A 17,323-nucleotide genomic window follows, 5' to 3' on the forward strand; every position below is an offset into this window, starting at 1 on the left:
TACTATGGCAACTATCCCCTCGGCAGATACAACCAGCACTGCTCAGATTGCAATCCGGCACCCAATGGTGAGTCTGCAAGCCGCTGAATGGCGCTTTTATGGTCTGGTCATCCTCGGCTTGCAGCTTATCATTTGGGCGCCCATCATCTTTGCTTTTGTCACCGCGCCACCTGACCGCCAATTTATGGGCGTTGTCGATGGAGTAGCCGATCACAATCAGTATTTCGCCTGGATGCGGAGCTTCACTCACAGCAACCTGGCCGCCAATCGACTGACACCGGAAGCGAACGAACCGGCCTTCTTTAATCTGCTCTGGTGGGTAACTGCGCGCTTTAGCGTCACAACTGGCGTATCATACATTACTGCTTATACGATACTCCGAATGATCGCCATCCTCACTCTCCTCATCAGCCTGCTATTTTTCCTCAGTCTGATCAATGATCGGCCTCGGCAACGTCAGATCGCCTTCTGGCTGATTGTGACGAGTGGCGGGCTAGGCGTGATCTGGATATTTGTCAAATATGCGGTCGGCTTACCAGAGGCTCCCTTTCCGATCAGCATCTATACTGCCGAACCCAACACATTGATGATCATGCAAGCCTTTCCACATTTTACGATGGCACTGGCATTGATCATCACAATTTTCAGCTTGATGCTCATGGCCTGGCGGAACAAACAATCCCGGTACGCTGTTGCTGCTGGCTTTGTTGGCGCTATCCTGGCCCTTCAACACGCCTACGATCTGCTCATCATCTATAGTGCGCTAGGATTGTTCGGACTCCTCATCTGGTGGCGTGATCGGCGTTTTCCGACATTACTGTTTCGGTACGGTGTCATCCTGGTACTGTTCTCAGCACCCGGTGCCCTCTACCTGGCCTTTCTGGTCACAAATGAACCAACATGGGGGCGCAAGCTCGAACAGTTTGATAATGCCGGCGTGTTTACACCCAATCCGATCCTGCTCCTCATTTTGCTGGGTGTCCCCCTCTTGCTAGCGGTAGCCGGGCTACGGCGCGAGATGTTTCGTAGTGCCGATGATCGACAAATCTTTCTGGTATCGTGGTTCGTGATACACTTCGGCTTAATGTATCTACCACTCAAATTTCAGATTCACATGCTGCTCGGCCTGCAAGTACCGATGATGGTCCTGGCAGCCATCGCCATTGACGAACGTCTGATACCGGCGTTACGTCAACGCGGTCGTTGGGCACTGTACACAGGTCTCATTGCCGTCTTCGGATTAAGTATCATTACCAGCATCTACATCCAGGGATGGCGCTTCGTCTACCTGTCACGCTACGAACAACCACTGTACCTGACCAATGACGAAATAGCAGCTTTGCAATGGCTCCAATCGCAGGCAACCGCCGAAGACGTAGTACTGGCCGACATCGAGTTTGGACAGTTTGTACCTGTCTGGAGTGATGCTCGTGCTTACGTCGCCCACTGGGCAGGGACACTTGACTTCTTCACCAAGCGCGAAAACTCGCGAATTGTGCTCGATCCGGGCACCCCTGCTGATAAACGTCGTCAATTGCTTGCAGAATTTCATGTCTCGTATGTGGTGATGCGTGATCGCGATGGTGATCGGGTCGCGTTTGGCAGGCAGAGTGCTAGCGATTTAGAGCCGGTATATGAAAACGCAACCGTATCGATCTACCGTTTCAGGTCACGATAAATAGGCTACATCGGTTCGCTTTCTGACCTCTGATGAGGATGGCACGAGTTAAGTTGAGGATCGTTGTGGAGAGAAAGACATCTGCAAGACGTTTTACGAACAATTTCTCAGGCATTACAAGAAACATCATAGGATTAAATCACTATTTCACATTTTTCAAGCGATACAAACAATATGAATCGTTCTGAAAAACAGGCTCATAGTCACGGTGCAAGACATGATCAGGTATCATTTCAACATTACGATTTTCTGAGCCGTCGAGAAAGTACGCAGCATTCAAGTCATTCATATCTGTAAAATGCGTGATTGGCAAGAATCGCTTCGATTGTTCAGCAATCTTCGCTTCATAATACTCATCAGGAATCGGGATATATGTTCGCGAGCTGTAGAACGATACCTCCCATTGACTGGATACGACTCTGGTATGATGCGGAATATTGTCATCGATATAAGTAGCCATATTCGGCGCATCATTATTGAGTTGTTCGGCCAACCGGCGAACAGTATTTTGTGCCGGCCATAACACCACAATAAATAGAACCATTCCTACGCACATAAGGTATACAATACGCTGAAATACACTCTTTGCATCGATCATGATATACCATTGCTTCGCAATATCGCTGAGCACAACTGACAACAGCACCCCACCGATGGCCCAAATAGGATACGCATAACGTGGCCATCCTATCGAAAATATCGTATACCAGACTGACCAGATGAAGAGGGAGAAGGGAAGCATTAAATGAGCTAGTTTTGGCTCGTGTTGACGAAGGAATGCGACATATAAAGCGGCTGGAATTGCAATTAATACACCACTATCATAGAGAAACTTAACATTGTTTACGCTAATATCTGGCGAAAGAACAACGATTCGGCTCAGTGACAAATGGAAAATATTATGCTGATGACCAGATTCATACGGTAAACTAACCGTATATTGCCATAATGACCATCCACCAAGTGCTATCAGACACATTATAACTGGCAATCCTATATGACGCACACGAATAACGCCGCCATGCCAACGATCATATATGAAAACGGCGATCATTGTGGTCATAATGAGCGGTGCAAAGAGATCCTTGGCCAATACCGCAAGGGCAAATATGAGACTCGCACCCGACAAACGTTGCGAACGTTGTTCCACAGCGTGCCCCCACTGCCAACATCCCGCAATGAACAGCACCAGCGCCGGCAGCTCACCATACACCCAGCGCCCCATCGTGACACTGTTGAGCCACGGCGGGCCAAAGAATAGAAATAAAGCGACAGCTAGGATTGCTACTAGCATTCCGTACCACTCATTAATAGCTCGATAAATAATGAATATACCCAGGACGAGAAATATGCCAATCACCCAGCGCGCCAAACCTAGCGAAGGACCAAAGAGCTTGAACACAAGAATGATTGGTCCCAGGATAAGTAACCCGGTCGAGTCGCGCCAGTATGCCCGGTAGCCATCTTGCGTTGCCAGCGCCCACGTGCCGTGTTCGGCAACCTGTTTCGCAAAATAGAGATGAAACCCTTCATCAAGCGCGGTAAAAGCCGGATAACCCTCGATGTTGTATCCGACCAGGAGAACACCCAGGAGTAGGAGCAGTAGTTCTATGAAGATATGAGCATAAAAATATCGTTTCATATTTAAAAATTGATACAAAAAGATTTAACAGCCATAAATTGTATAATTTAGAACAATTAATTTATTATTATTTAATCAACCGATTGATCATGAAAATATCACAAAATAATAGATTGTCAATAGTAATATATAATACTTTTCAATATATTCTTGGGATAGCACTTATGACTAATAAGTACTAATGTCCTATCCCACTATACACCGACGACACTCTATAATTAGGAGCAAGATCACTTCCCACCCCTCCGTTCTCCCCGCGATCGCTGATGACTGGTTCTGTAATGAAGGGAGCAAATATGAAAACGATGGTCGTCTTCATTGCAACCGTTAGTGTGCTCACTTTAACAGTAGTGTTCATAACGAGTCTTCACCCGCTCAATCTGAGCCATTCCGTACCCCAACCATCGCTCGTAGCCTCGACCATTTCACCGGTCCAACACCAATCGAAAGTCTATTTACCATTTATTGTCAACTCACCACGAACAGTTGGCTGGTATCAACTGGCCGCTAATCCGCAGCGTACTGGTTACACACCAATACGGGTTGAGGGACCATTCCGGTTTCGTTGGATCTGGAATGGTCCGGCGGGTGGTGGTAATGCAGGTCCCGCGGTTGATCACCTCGATTTACCTAAAGCTGTGCAACCGGTTATCGGTGAAGGGTTCGTGTTCGTTGGTCATAGCGATGGTATTGTTCGGGCTATTCGGGTCGATAATGGCACCCTGGCCTGGAGTCGATCGGTAGGGGGAAAGGTTTTAGGAACGGTAGCCTACCATCCCGGCTTACGACGTATCTTTGTTGGATCAACCAATGGTCGCATCTACAGTCTGAGGGCGAGTGACGGTACCATCATGAATTCGTATGATATTGGCGGCCCGATCGAGATGTCGCCCCTGCTGGTCGATGATGTCATCTACGTTGGCTCGATCATCGATAAGGGGCGCAATAACGGCGAAGGTACCAGTGGGCGGCTGGTTTCCCTCAATGCAACCGATCTAAGTCTTCGCTGGTCATTCAACCCAGGCGCTGGCATTCTTGCCTCACCAGCGTACACGGCTCGGAATGGCGGAATGATCATCATTGCCACCGAGGATAAGACGGTACGTGCTATTCGTGTCAGTGATGGCAGCCAAGTCTGGCGCAGATCAGTCAATGCCGGACGCGACCCACAACGGCAATGGACGGCATTTCCTGATACGTACCCGGCAGTTGCCGAGACACAGGGAGTAGTGATTATTCGTTCGTACTTTCTGTGGCAGCGTACCTGGGCGCCAGATCGCGATCAAACTGACACGCTCGAAGAAATCCGCGCCTTCTTGACCCAGCAACCAGAATATCAATCGTTTTTCGTCCTCGATCTGGCAACCGGTCAACCGCGCTACGTAGCGCCAGTGCTTGGCGGCGGGATTGGTAACAATGATGATTACTACTCAACACCCCCGCAAGCCGTCATTCGACAGCTTGATGACGGGAGCGAGGTAGCCTATGTAACATGGCGGAGTAGCCAGGCATGCCTCTCGCCAACGAATTGTGACAGCCGTGAAGAGGGCGCTGTGGGCGAGATGGACCTCAGTACGGGCAATATCCGCTTTATCGATGTGGATAAAAATGGCTGGCAATGGCGGATGCCGGTCGACGAATTAGGTTCAATGACGATGGCAGGTGATGCACTTTTTTACTCTCACTGGATGGCTATGGCTGGAGTGAAGATCACCGATCGTTCACCGAGTCGTGGAGATAGTGCGAGCAATCCAATTCTCACCACGAAACTGGTCGGTGTGACCAATACGCTTATGCCTGGCACATGCGATCAACTAAATAGCGCTCAACATTATTGTGGAACAAGGCACGAAGACCCAGGTCGTGGCTACCTGCTCGATCCAGGATTCTACATCTACTTCTACACGACGCAAGTTTACGACTTGTTTTTCACCCCACCGGTATTCGGACCGGCGATTGATGAGAACGGCGTTCTCTATTGGAAGAGTGTTGATGGCGCAATTATTGCACTTGCTCCGCAACGGGCTACCCTGCCATAGACTGGCAATAAGCCTGATCATGTTCCTGGTTATGGGTTGTGCCGTATCGCACCAACCGGAAGCACGACCTACACCGGCGCTCGATCCGATCAGTGCCGAACGACGCGAAGTGCGCTTTACGGCTGATGATGGTACAACCCTGGCCGGTGAGTTGACCCTGCCGCGCAATCAGGAACGTCCGGCGCTGGTTGTGATCATTCATCACTCAGGACCGGTCGACCGTGATGCCTACGGTTATCTGGCCGAATTGCTGGTAGCCGACGGCTATGCTGTTTTCCGTTTCGATAAACGTGGCACCGGCGCTAGCACCGGTACATATGGTTGTTGTGAAGCGACTGATGCGCTGGCCGCTTATCGTACTGCCGTCGATCAGGCTGGCATTGACCCCCAACGAGTATTCATCGTTGCGCAGAGTATCGGTACGCGGTATGTCGCTGAATTATTCGCCGAATATGTTGCGGCAACTCCACCTTGCGGCGTGGCCCTGCTTTCAAATTTGCTAGGACCAGAAGAGATCCCTGCGATTGCAGCACCCGTGCATGTGATCGTTGCCGACAGTGAACCGGAGTTGCAGCGGATTGGTCCAGGCGCAGTGGCTGCCCATAACGCTCACTGGTCATACGGAGCCAGTCTCTACGTCGCTGAAGGAGCCGAGCATACGCTGTTCGACATCCGGGATGGTCCAATTGATTGGAGTGATCCGGACTGGGTTCATCGTTACCATCGCGGTGCAATGGCAAGCCTGATAGAATGGTTGGACGGACGGCAATGCCCGCCAGATGGACCTGGGACACCAGGAGAAGATCGGTCGGGGCGCAGCAGCGCTGCGCGCATGCTATGAGCGACGTACTTCGCTTTCCTCTCCGCTCGCCTCCTTATCACTGTTGGGTGGAGTGCGAACGTTGAAAAGCCCTGGCGAGCAGGTGAGAGGACCGAAGCTGCCTCTACCGTGCACGGCCGGGCAGGGGCAAAACGTTGAAAAGCCCCCTTCACCCACCGACTGCCAGTGCCCGTTCGATCAGTCCAGATGCCGGTTGTTCGCGCAACCCAACCTTGACAATCTGATTCGCAATTTCAAGCGCTGCCACACCCGCTTCACCACTAACAACCGGCGCCATACCGTAACGGACTGCATCGCAAAAGCTACGTAGCTCTTCATAAAGAGGTTCACGGCGTGCAATCTTCAAGCGAATGCTTCGCCCTTCACTGACACCAAGCAGGGCCAGCTCCGGCCAGGCCTGCCCCTGACACGAATCGTTCTCGTAAAAGGTCAGGTCTTGAGTTAAGTAGTTAGCAACGAACATGCCCCGTTCACCAATAACACTCAACTCGCGAATCTTCGTCGGTGTGAGCCAGTTGATGTCGAGGATGCCAATGACACCGTTCTCAAACCGGAGCAATACGGAAATAATATCTTCGTGGCTTTGGTGAAGGTGACGGTGTAATTCAACATGCATGCGAACAATTGGCGAGCCGATCAGGTAGTTGAGAATGTCTACTTCATGCGTTGCCAGATCCATAGCTACGCCAACATCTCTAATTCTTCCTGGAAATGGCCCGACCCGACGCGATATAATCTGGAAGAGGTTCCCCAGCTCGTGCTTATCGAGCTGTTCTTTCAGGACAATGATGGCCGGATTAAAGCGTTCGATATGGCCGACAGTGAGAATCACGCCCTGGCGACGCGCCGCTTCAATCAGCAACCAGCCCTGTTCGACGGTAGCAGCAATGGGTTTTTCCACCAGCACATGAATACCGTGCGCAATCGCAGCACTGGCGACGGCAAAGTGATATTTGGTGGGAACTACAACCGAGACCAGATCAAGCTCCTCGCTTGCCATCATATCACGGTAATCGCTATAGATGCGACAACGGTAAATATTAGCCAGACTGGTGGCCGCAGCATAATCGGTATCACAGACGGCAACCAGTTCAACGTCGGGCATGCTCGCATAGACACGGGCATGATTGCGGCCCATACTGCCTACGCCAATAACCGCAGCACGAAGAATGTGGCGTGACATCGCTCCCCTCCCCCTATGGTTAAAACAGTCTCAATATGCTCCTTCCCCCTTCAAGAGGGCCGGAATCGTGCGATAGATAATCAACAGATCAAGCCAGATCGAATAATTGCGGATATAGTGCATGTCAAGTCGGACGCGATCAGCATAGCCAAGGTTGCTACGCCCACTGATTTGCCACAATCCAGTTAAGCCTGGCCGTACCGTGAGGAGATTATGCTGCCAACGGCCAAAATGGTGCATTTCGGCGGCGGTGATCATTCTCGGCCCAACCAGACTCATCTGCCCCAGTAAAACATTGATCAATTGCGGTAATTCATCAATACTGGTGCGCCGCAGAAACTTACCAACACGGGTCACTCGTGGATCATCTTTGAGCTTCCCATGGCGGGCCAGCTCTTCACGTTGGGCTGGAGTTAACCGCTGATCGCCATCAACGTACATCGTGCGGAATTTGAACGCATCAAACTGACGGTATCCAACCCCCATCACGCGCCGCCGGTGAAAGATACTGCCAGGACTATCGAGCCGAATGGCTATCGCGACAATCAGGAAGAGCGGGGCTAACAGAATCAGACCGCACAATGCTCCCAATCTGTCGATAAGCCATTTACCAACAGCGTGAATACCGGTAATGCGCGTTTTATTCAGACTCAACAGGGGTACTGCACCCTGTTCACGAACCTGAACCCCAATGGTGAGCAGGTCGAACAACCCAGGGGCCAGCCGAACTTCGAGGCGATTGAGCACATCCATCGCACCATCAAGATTGATCAGGCGCTCGCGAATCAGGTTTGTATCGGCGATAATGATTGCTTCAATAGCACATTGTTCGACCAGGCGAACAAAATCACCGGTTGTGCCCAATACGCGAAGCCCGGCTCCTCCTACGTCGCTACCTAACGGTAGCCGATCGTCAATAAAGCCGATGATCTGGGCCCCAGCCCGTCGTTCGGTACACAACTGCTCGGCAATGGCTTGTCCTTCTTCGGTTGCACCAATAATCAAGACACGCTCAGTCAGGTAGCCACGTTCACGAAACCGATACACGATGCGCCGAAAGCTAAACCGCCATAGCATGGTCAGACTGAAGCTCAGAAACCAACTCATGATTAGCCAGCCACGGGCAATGACAATGTCGGGGATAAAGAAGGTTAAAGTAACGACTAGAAGCATCCCCTTACTCGACGCATCAAAGATTTGATGATATTCCTGGGTTCCGTTGAATAAGGCCGTATGTTGGTACAAACCATGCAGAGCAAACAGCGCAATCCAGGACGGAACGAGGATGGCGATGAAGGGTGCGTAGAACTCTGGCTGCATAGCACCTTCGACAAAGATCGGGAGATTGGTGAAGAAACGAACAATGTAGGCGAGCACAAAGCTTGTCGCAACCACCAGGGCATCACCCAGGATCAGCGCAGCGAGAAGTGCTATCTTCTGATACTCAATGGTCTGATGACGGGAACGGTCATACGCGACAGGAGTTAGTTCAACGCCGGTTATGCCCATAGCAACCTCAAGAACATAATGATATTGCTGCCGATGGCGTATTCTTCACCAGAGGAAGTATTTGCGTTGCCACAGAACGGGCAAACGCACATACTGATTCGCCATTAGTCAGTTGCGGATAAATCTGACCAGTGTTTGCCAGTAAGAGACCTTCAATGTCACTGGTGATCGGTGGAATACGATCAGTCGCACCGATGGGATGGATTGGTTCAACGTACCGTTCACGACCGATGCGGATGGCAAGAATGTCTTCGTCGCGAATGTCGGGGAACATGTGGCGCAGGTAGCTGAGAAAGACCGTGCGCAGTTCATCATCGGGCATGCGGGCAAACGGGCTGGTTGCGGCGACATATTTGGGCAGGTAGACAAGGTGGTAACCGCCGACATACTGGGGATCGATCAGATTTGTGGTTTCGATGACGCCTGTAAAAGGAATGCGCTCGTCGGTGATATTGAGCGTGTAGTAAGGCGTCAACCGTCGCCGCATCACCAGAAGCATGCAGACAATACCCAGAAAGCCATCGAGCTGACCCCAACGCTCAGAAACCATCGCCGCTTCTGGTGGCAACAGGCGACGGGCAATCGGGGTTTGCGCGGTGATCACAATATTGCTGGCCGAAATCTCTTGAGCATTGACAACTAGGCCGGTTATCCGATTGTCTTCTACTCGAAGCGTTTCGACGGCGGCGTTTAACTCGATCTGCCCGCCACGCTGCCGAATGGCGACTGCCAGGGCATCGATCAGTTCCTGATAGCCGTTAGGCAGGTAACACATTACCTCTCGACTACCGCCTTTGGTGCGAGTGTCGGTAGTCCGTACTAATCGCGACCAGATATAGGTTGCCGGTACGTGACTGAAATCGCCATCAAATTTTGCCCGCAGGAGCGGCGCCCAGACCTGGCGTACCGTGCGCTCACCGCTGAGACGGGTCAGCCATTCGGCAACGGGTATCTGTTCGAGGCTCCGCCAGTCTGTGATACGACGGCAGACAAGAATGGTATAAGCGAGTCGCAGTCGGTCGATGAAGCGCAGGGGCGGGAAACGAAGAAATTCGAGCGGCGTGGACATTGGATAGATGTGACCGTTGTGGTAGAAGCCCATCTTGGTCGCTGTGTAGTGCAGGCGCTGACGTAGTCCTAATTCATCGAACAGGCTCATCAAGGTGCGATCGCTACTCAAGATTGCGTGATAGTAGCGATCACACTCTAGCCCACCAAGTTCAGGGAAACGGGTACGCCCCATCAGACCACCTAGCGTTGATGCGCGTTCCCACACTCGCACCGGTATGTCGCGTTTCAGCAACTCGTAGGCTAGGCTGAGGCCAAGAATGCCACCGCCGATAATATCAACCATTTTCCCCCCATCTCCAATATCGGATTTCAGGCAACCAGCACCGGATCATTCACGTTCAATACATTCACTGCGGCAGCGATCTGGTGCAGCTCGTCGGCATTGAGCGCCGGGTGTACCGGCAAGGCGATAATTTCACGAGCTATACGGTCTGCGACGGGTGTTTCCGCCTCAATTCCCAACTTCCGATAGAGGGGTTGCTGCGGAATTGGTAAAGGGTAAAAGATTGCCGTACCGATACCGGCTGCATTCAACTGTTTGATCGCAGCATCACGGTCGCCGATCACCCGGATCGTATATTGATGAAAGACGTGACGCACATCTGGTCGTACATACGGCGTAATCACCGCCGGATGGCGAATGTGCTCATTGAGGAATGTCGCGTTGGTAATCCGCTGCGCCGTAAACCGTTCGCATTTCGCCAGTTGGGCACGGCCAATAGCCGCTTGCAGATCGGTCATACGGAAGTTATAACCGAGCATCTCGTGATAGTAGCGAACGCGACTACCGTGGCTGCGCAAGAGACGCAAGCGGTCGGCAATAGTCGGATCATTCGTCGTAATCATACCGCCCTCGCCACTGGTAACATTCTTGGTCGCGTAGAGCGAGAAGCACCCCACCCCAAAACTACCGACCGGTTGCTGACGGTAGGTTGCGCCAACCGCCTGCGCAGCATCTTCGATAATTGCCAGGTGATAACGCCGGGCAATTTCGACAATCGGCGCCATGTCTGCCGGTTGTCCATATAGATGTACCGGCATAATCGCTCGTGTACGTGAAGTAATCGCGGCTACAATCAGATCGGGGTTTATGTTGTAGGTTTTGGGATCAATATCAACAAAAACCGGTGTCGCACCCGTCATGAGAATGCTGTTAGCAGTTGCAATAAAGCTAAACGGCGTCGTAATCACTTCGTCGCCTGGACCAATATTGTGTGCCAGCAGCGCCAGGTAGAGCGCAGTGGTGCCATTCATCACTGCCACGGCGTAACGAGTGCCGCACAGAGCGGCGAATTCGGCTTCAAAACGCTCAACTTCCGGCCCTTGTGCAATCATCCCTGATCGCAATACTGCCAAGACGGCTTCTTCTTCTTCGGGGCCGATGAGTGGTCGGGAAACCGGTATCATCGCCGACCTCCTACTTCTCTGGCCTGCAATGTCGCTGATTGTAGAGCGTTTTCTATCTGGCGACCCAGATTAACTGCCAATGCGTGACAGATAACGCTATGAATATCTTCAACCAGAGGCATAAAGTGATTTTTGACGTGCAGACCAATGCGGGCAATGCGGTACAGTTTGCCGCCATCAAAGCCGGTAATACCGATGGTGATGGCGCCAACGCTATTGCCCCATTCGATAGCCCGCACGACGTTGGCCGAGTTGCCGCTGCCGGAAATCGCGATGATGATGTCGCCATCGCGGTAGAGGGATTGCAATTGCTCAACGAACACATCGGCATAGCTTTGATCGTTGGACCAGGCGGTGATGAGGGGAATGTTGTCAGTTAACGCAATTGCTCGCACCCGGCGCGTTTGCGGTTTTATCGTCCACTTGGTCAGATCGCAGGCAAAATGCGAGGCAGTTGCCGCACTACCACCGTTTCCGCAAATGAAAATGGTTGAATCACGTTGATAAGCATCCCAGATAGCATCGGCTACCTGTTGCAATTCAAAGAGTGGCAATTGTTCGAGAGTCTGGCATGTCTGTGCAACATACGATGGAAGATCGTTCATAACCCCTCCCCCCGTTCAACTTCAACAGCGTTTCACGAACGCGCAACCATTAACATACCGGCACAAATAACGATGACACCCGCAGCTCGTAATGGATTGACCTGCTCGTGAAGGACCAGCCATGCCAGGAGAAAAATGATGATGTGATTGAGGCTGACAAAGGGGTACGCCACGCTAAGATCGATTCGCGAGAGTGTAATCAGCCAGAAGAAGGTACCGATCCCGTATACCAACAAGCCACCGATGACCATCGGCGAGGTCACAATGCGCCAAATAATACCCGGTGTCGTCTCTAAGCTTAGAGCCAGCGGCCCCATTGCGCCCATACCCTGCTTGAGCATCATCTGACCGATGACACCCAGGGCCGTCGCGATCAAGATCAACATAATTGTGCTCATCGCCAGTGTACCCTTTCGTCGCGTTGGCTGCTCGATACCGGCGGTAACCGTTGGCGGGCTGTGTCTGATAACATTTTCTTCGGTCTGTTGCATTGAACCCTCTTCGTTCATCATCAACGTTTATCGACCGTGTGAAATGGCCTTTGTCCGTGGTTGCGTTAAGCGACGCTGAAGAATACTGGTCATATAACGAATGTGCGTTTTCGTAATTTGCCAGACCCGCGCTTTCGATTGTCCGTATTGCCGAACCCGTAGCGTAGTTGGATACTCAGCAACACGATACCCGCTGAGCAGAGCTTCAACCAGCCACTCAGTGACCATCAGAAAGCCATCTGCGTGGGTGGTAATGTGATCGATGACATGGCGGCGGCAGGCACGGAAGAGGGCAGTGTAGGTATGAATACGCGCATCAACCAGCAATCGATAACAGAGCGAGGCCGATTTGCTGATGAAGATCCGGTATGCAGGCACATTCTCGATACCGCCGCCAGGATGGTACGGTGAAGCAGTTACCAGATCGACATCAGGTGTGAGATGATCCAGGAGCGCAGGGATTTCGCTGAACGGGTAGGTGCCATCGCTATCACAGGTGACAATGATCTCACCGCTGGCATGGGCGAAACCGGTACGCAGGGCAGCACCTAAACCTCGGTTTGTCGCGTGATGGACGATCACGGTATCGGGCCAGGAACCGAATGTTTGTTCGAGAAGTTCGCCTGTTCCGTCGCGACTACCATCGTTGACCAGTACAAGCTGCACGTTTCCGCGCTCACGCAAACCTGTCAGTGCTTGCCCGAGCCGGTCACGCATGATAGATAACCCTTCGGCTTCGTTATAACAGGGAATGACAATGGAAATATCGTAGTGTGCCACAGGTAGCTCCTACCAAAACAAAAGAGTAAACGTTTTGGAGATGTGATGGCAAGATGAGAACGATTAGGTGGTTAGATTATCTACGTTCAAGCTAAAGTTCCTCTAAAAATGTGTGACCGTTATATGAAAATTTCTTCATGGCGCTTCTGCCGACTGTCATTGCGTAATAATTGGCTTCTAGTTGAGCAACACTTTGTTGCCAGTCATGGTATTGTTCGACATACGCTCTTCCGGCGGAGCCAAGCCTGGCTCTTCGTTCGGGATCGGCCAATAAGTTTAAGATGGCGTCGGCAAAGTCGACAGCTTCATCGGCTACGATCAGGTCACGATCCGGTTTCACGTGCAGTGCCACCGTAGCCTGGCGTGCCGCAATGACCGGAGTTGCGGTTGCCATTGCTTCCAGCACTTTGTTCTGCACACCAACACCGTAACGAATGGGGGCCACTGCGATGGTAGCCTGAGTCAGGTAGGGCCGTAAATCGGGCACTGCCCCAGTGACGGTGATCCGTGGATCGGTGGCATATGCGCGAATACGCGCTCCTGGTTCAGCACCGGCCAGCGTAACGGTAATCTCAGGCCGAACCGCCCAGACGCGCGGCATAACCACTTCAACCAGATAGCGAGCAGCGGCTTCATTGGCGTGATAGCTCATTTTACCGGTGAAAATCAGGTTCGCCGGCTGACGTGGGCCGATATATGGTTGAAAATAGTTGAGATCGACCCCGTTCGGCACGACCATCACCGGCGCCTGTCCGGTATCTGCTAACACCCGATTGAGCGTTTTCAGCGCCCAGGCGTCTTCTGGAGAGGTGACGAATACTGCTGCAAAGCGATGGCGATACGCCGCTTCGTAATGGCGCGTGCGGGCCAGATCAATCAGTGCCCGCAAGCGACCGCTCAGGCTGCTGCCCCGACGAAATGTGCGTTCAAATAACAGGCTGATACTATCGACGGCGTCAAGTACGATAGGCGGGCCGAAACCGTACTGTCGTAACGCTGCTAAGCCAATTTCGGCGGCGCGTAGATGTTCGATGTGGATCAGATCGTAATCAGTACGCCGTAGCTCGTGAACTACTGCGGCAATCATCGCTGGGGTTAAACAATGGGCAGCCTGAAACGGTAATGACGAGGGCAGTGCCCGCATATATGCCAGCATGTGCTCTCTGGCGTGGATCGGCACGGCAATTACTCGCCGACAGAGTGAGCATAACTCGTTCATAGCCGGGCCATTATCGGCAACACAAACCGGCGTGATGGTATGCCCACGTCGAGCCAGATGGCGAATAAACTGGTACGGTCGTACTCGAATGGGTGAGGGTGTGTAAGGGGCAATAAAAAGGATGTTCATCGTCATAACCCACTTGTTACCGTATGCACTCGTTGCAATGCAGTCGCGTATAGCTGATCAATCGCCGGACACACAACCCGCCAGTCGTAACGCTCGACGGCCAGTTGTCGTCCCTGGTCGGCCAATTGTCTGCCCAATTCGGGATTCCGGAAGAGTTGGATCAACGCGCCGGCAAATGTGGCCGGGTCATCACCCACCAGCAGGTGCCGACCGGGAACGACATCAATCCCCTCATAACCAATGGTGGTCGAGACAATCGGTAAACCACGAGCCAGCGCCTCCAGGATTTTGACCCGCATACCACCACCAGCATGGACAGGGACGATCAACGCTGCGGTTCGGGCGAAGTACGGGCGCGGATCGGCAACGTAGCCCGGTACTTCAATGGCCGGATCGGCAGCTAGACGTTGCACGGCTGCCGGTGGTCGTGCGCCGACCAGCGCTACTCTGGCGTTGGGTAGCGCTTGTTTGACCAGCGGCCACACTTCGCGGACAAACCAGATCACACCATCGACATTGGGCGGCCAGAACATCGTAGCCATGCTCAGAATGGTGTCCGGCTGCGTATTACGATGGACGAATGCCTCTTCACGAGTATCAATTGCGATGGGAACGATCCTTGTTGGTGGCAGAGTCACTCCAGCTTCGTCCGCCGCCAATCTAAGAAAAGCGTAATCTGGTTCACTCACCGTCAGCATCCCGTCGAAACGGGCACATAGCCGTGCCTCGGCACGGCGCAACCGACGTGCCTCGATTTGCAATCCAATTCGCTGGATCAGATGGGAGCGGGCAGCCATACGGGCCACGATAGTCCACACGGCATTGTGTTGATCGACGATGCGGGCACCACCGGACAGATCGACAGCGAAAGGAGCCATATTGAGCTGGTCGGCGTGGATAATGTCGAAATGTTCCCGTGTTGTCAGCCTCTGGAGGAGCCGTTGTAGAGCAGGTGAAGCATCACGACTGAGAATGAACGAGGCGCCCGTGAGCGCACTGATCGCCAGAAAACGTGCATCTTTCCAGCGCGAGCGGCGGAAGGGAACTGTGTACACCTCACGACAGATCCGACGTAGCGATTCGGCGTTTGCCTGTTCTTGAGCGCTACGTACCAGCGAGACCAGCGTAACCTCGTGTCGTTCACAAAGGTATTGTAAGACGTTGTAGGTCTTGATTTTGGGGCCACTGTCAGGTGGATAGGGTGCGATCAGGGTTAACAGTAAAATGCGCATATATTCACCCCTGTGGCGGCACGACAGGTAACGATACAAGCGTTGGTTGCACCGTCGTTGCCGAAGGCTGATCGCCGGGTAGCGAACGGAAGAGGAAGATAACGCCGACTGTGATCAGGAGCAGGAGTGGTACCAGACTCAGCGGCCCTTCCAGGTGCAGAACCATGCCCAGATTGCGGGCGATTTCGCCATTTCGCCATGCTGGAACGATGTAGTCAGACCAGGGCGAGCGAATTGCGTCTGTTGGAAAGAGCTGCGTAGCGGTTACTTCCATCCAGACTAATCCGAACGAGCCAGCGATAAGGAACAGAACGCCACTACGCCAGCCAGGACGAGACCAGACTGATGCGCTGAAAAGGATAGCCGGTAGGGCAAGGAACGGGATCATCGGGACGATGTAGCGCGGGCCGGCAGCAAAGCCCCCCCACCACATGATCGATGAACCGTAGAAGATCAGGAAGCTGAGCGGTACCAGGACCAGCACCCACCATTCGGCGCGATGCGTTCGTTGTTTCCATCCGAACCAGTAGGCTGGAATTGCCAGTAATAGCCACGGTGCCCGAAAGAATAAACCGCGAAAATCACTGAAAGTCAGTCCCCAGATCGCTTCCCACTGCGGTCCGACCAGACTCATAAAGCCGGTATGGTGCTGCTCTTGCCAGAGCGCCGAGTGGGCATAGCCTATTGGCCACGGTGTGCCAAAAGCGGCAAGGTCGTACATTACCAGCAGTGCAATAGGGAACGATCCGCCCAGGGTCAGCGAGACCAGCCAGTGCCATCCATGTCGGTAGACTGCGTACAGCCCAATAACTGCTGCTGCCAGTGCAGTCGGATATTCACTGATCACGGCCCAACCCAGCAGCAACCCCACTACGACACCGCTAACAACGGGGGACCAACCTGAGTGTGGCGACCAGGACAGGACGAAGGCGGTGAAGAGTAGCACTGCCACCAGTTGGTGAGCGTAGAAATTACTGGCGTAAGGGGCAGCACTGGTTGCCAACCCATAGGCAAGAGTGCCAATGCTGGCCGGAATTGGCGCAACTCCGAGCCGTCGCAAGACGAGAAAGAAAAGACCACCAAACAAAGCGGCTGGTAACGCGACAAGAACAAGCGTTAGCGCATACTGGATCAGGGCAAAACGAATCTTATCAATCCGTAAGCCACTACCCTCTGGATTCAGGGTCTTCTCAAACCGATCACCGATTCGCTCTAACTGTGTTCGTACCGGTGGCGCATCGAGAAGTGGCCGCATCATCACGTAGATCGGCACACCCAAAAATGACAGACCCGGAGGCTTATCAGTGTAGGCATGACCGTTGTAGATCGCATAATCTCCCGTATTTTCGACATAACGGTCGATCCGTGGGCTGCCATCGTCAACCAGGGCCAGCACCAGATTCAAGCGTGAATTTTGATTCCAGTCAGACCAACGTGGTAAGACGTAAGCGTAGCTACAAAAGAGCAGCATTACAATAAGCCAAAACCGATACATCG

At 52.6% G+C, this 17,323-nt stretch carries 14 protein-coding genes; 3 read left to right on the forward strand and 11 right to left on the reverse strand.

Annotated features, from left to right (window positions below; translation table 11 throughout):
- The first annotated feature begins 4 nt into the window (after window positions 1-4).
- Complete coding sequence (locus tag QTO31_RS12120; protein ID WP_301429261.1) at window positions 5-1,678, forward strand: hypothetical protein; 1,674 nt, start codon at window positions 5-7, stop codon at window positions 1,676-1,678.
- 142 nt (window positions 1,679-1,820) lie between these two features.
- Here the strand turns inward: QTO31_RS12120 and QTO31_RS12125 are convergent, their stop codons facing one another.
- Window positions 1,821-3,320, reverse strand: coding sequence for an ArnT family glycosyltransferase (locus QTO31_RS12125; protein WP_301429262.1), 1,500 nt, complete (start codon window positions 3,318-3,320; stop codon window positions 1,821-1,823).
- Between the two features lie 296 nt (window positions 3,321-3,616).
- On the opposite strand from QTO31_RS12125, the gene QTO31_RS12130 reads away from it, so the two are divergent.
- Together QTO31_RS12130 and QTO31_RS12135 are read left to right on the forward strand one after the other, a co-directional pair.
- Window positions 3,617-5,359 (forward strand): PQQ-binding-like beta-propeller repeat protein, encoded by a 1,743-nt coding sequence (locus tag QTO31_RS12130; RefSeq protein WP_301429263.1) that lies wholly within the window; start codon window positions 3,617-3,619, stop codon window positions 5,357-5,359.
- Window positions 5,313-6,200 (forward strand): alpha/beta fold hydrolase, encoded by an 888-nt coding sequence (locus tag QTO31_RS12135; RefSeq protein WP_152556031.1) that lies wholly within the window; start codon window positions 5,313-5,315, stop codon window positions 6,198-6,200. Before QTO31_RS12130 ends, QTO31_RS12135 begins: the two co-directional genes overlap by 47 nt.
- A gap of 148 nt (window positions 6,201-6,348) precedes the next feature.
- Here the strand turns inward: QTO31_RS12135 and QTO31_RS12140 are convergent, their stop codons facing one another.
- From QTO31_RS12140 to QTO31_RS12185, 10 genes are all read right to left on the reverse strand, one after another.
- A complete protein-coding gene (locus QTO31_RS12140) occupies window positions 6,349-7,383 on the reverse strand; it encodes a Gfo/Idh/MocA family protein (RefSeq protein ID WP_031459493.1) in 1,035 nt (344 codons plus the stop codon).
- Between the two features lie 30 nt (window positions 7,384-7,413).
- Window positions 7,414-8,892, reverse strand: a complete 1,479-nt coding sequence (locus QTO31_RS12145; protein WP_031459494.1) for a sugar transferase — start codon at window positions 8,890-8,892, stop codon at window positions 7,414-7,416.
- Window positions 8,893-8,899: 7 nt separating this feature from the next.
- Window positions 8,900-10,246 (reverse strand): NAD(P)/FAD-dependent oxidoreductase, encoded by a 1,347-nt coding sequence (locus QTO31_RS12150; protein ID WP_301429264.1) that lies wholly within the window; start codon window positions 10,244-10,246, stop codon window positions 8,900-8,902.
- A 26-nt stretch (window positions 10,247-10,272) separates the two neighbouring features.
- Window positions 10,273-11,370: a DegT/DnrJ/EryC1/StrS family aminotransferase gene (locus QTO31_RS12155; protein WP_301429265.1), complete on the reverse strand. Its 1,098-nt coding sequence runs from the start codon at window positions 11,368-11,370 to the stop codon at window positions 10,273-10,275.
- Window positions 11,367-11,975 (reverse strand): SIS domain-containing protein, encoded by a 609-nt coding sequence (locus tag QTO31_RS12160; protein ID WP_031459497.1) that lies wholly within the window; start codon window positions 11,973-11,975, stop codon window positions 11,367-11,369. The genes QTO31_RS12155 and QTO31_RS12160 overlap by 4 nt, the downstream gene beginning before the upstream one ends.
- Before the next feature lie 32 nt (window positions 11,976-12,007).
- Window positions 12,008-12,466: an EamA family transporter gene (locus QTO31_RS12165; RefSeq protein WP_031459498.1), complete on the reverse strand. Its 459-nt coding sequence runs from the start codon at window positions 12,464-12,466 to the stop codon at window positions 12,008-12,010.
- Window positions 12,467-12,493: 27 nt separating this feature from the next.
- The gene (locus QTO31_RS12170) at window positions 12,494-13,246 is read right to left on the reverse strand and encodes a glycosyltransferase family 2 protein (protein WP_301429266.1); all 753 of its coding nucleotides are present in this window, start codon (window positions 13,244-13,246) and stop codon (window positions 12,494-12,496) included.
- Window positions 13,247-13,337: 91 nt separating this feature from the next.
- Entirely contained in the window at window positions 13,338-14,600 is a 1,263-nt protein-coding gene (locus QTO31_RS12175; protein WP_301429267.1) for a glycosyltransferase, read from the reverse strand.
- On the reverse strand, window positions 14,597-15,826 hold the full coding sequence (locus QTO31_RS12180) for a glycosyltransferase family 4 protein (RefSeq protein WP_301429268.1): 1,230 nt from the start codon (window positions 15,824-15,826) through the stop codon (window positions 14,597-14,599). The genes QTO31_RS12175 and QTO31_RS12180 overlap by 4 nt, the downstream gene beginning before the upstream one ends.
- Window positions 15,827-15,830: 4 nt before the next feature.
- Window positions 15,831-17,321 carry a hypothetical protein gene (locus QTO31_RS12185; RefSeq protein ID WP_301429269.1) on the reverse strand — a complete coding sequence of 497 codons (1,491 nt, stop codon included), beginning with the start codon at window positions 17,319-17,321 and terminating at the stop codon, window positions 15,831-15,833.
- Window positions 17,322-17,323: the final 2 nt, after the last annotated feature.

The organism is Chloroflexus sp. MS-CIW-1 (assembly GCF_030444705.1).
In the GTDB taxonomy this organism is placed as follows: Bacteria; Chloroflexota; Chloroflexia; order Chloroflexales; family Chloroflexaceae; genus Chloroflexus.